This window comes from Vibrio sp. 10N.222.49.C9 (assembly GCF_041474985.1).
In the GTDB taxonomy this organism is placed as follows: domain Bacteria; phylum Pseudomonadota; class Gammaproteobacteria; order Enterobacterales; family Vibrionaceae; genus Vibrio; species Vibrio crassostreae_C.
This window is the reverse complement of record NZ_JBFRVD010000601.1, coordinates 1-328: the sequence shown is the minus strand read 5'-3', so window position 1 is coordinate 328 and position 328 is coordinate 1. Positions and strand designations below refer to the sequence as shown.

At 48.8% G+C, this 328-nt stretch carries 1 pseudogene; it reads left to right on the top strand.

Going from position 1 to position 328, the window contains the following annotated elements:
* A pseudogene (locus AB4585_RS24675) lies at positions 1 to 328 on the top strand (5-methyltetrahydropteroyltriglutamate--homocysteine S-methyltransferase); the annotation flags it as partial.

The window sequence follows — 328 nt, the reverse complement described above, 5'->3', positions numbered from 1 at the left end:
GCAAAAGGTAGCAGAGGTGAACTGGCTTGCTAAGGCGTTAGAGGGCGACAAGCAAGCTATTGAGTATTGCGAGCAATACAGTCAGCCTATCATCAAGCGTCAGCAATCAACCTTAGTTAACAAGGCAAGTGTTCAAACAAGACTGGCTAATCTAACACCGGCAGATGCCGAGCGCAGCGCCAAATATGCTGAGCGCTCTCATCACCAAAAAGAAGTGATTAAGCTTCCATTGCTGCCAACGACCACCATCGGGTCGTTTCCACAGACAAGTGAAGTGAGAAAAACCCGAGCCGCCTTTAAACGAGGCGAATTGACACAAGGGCAATAC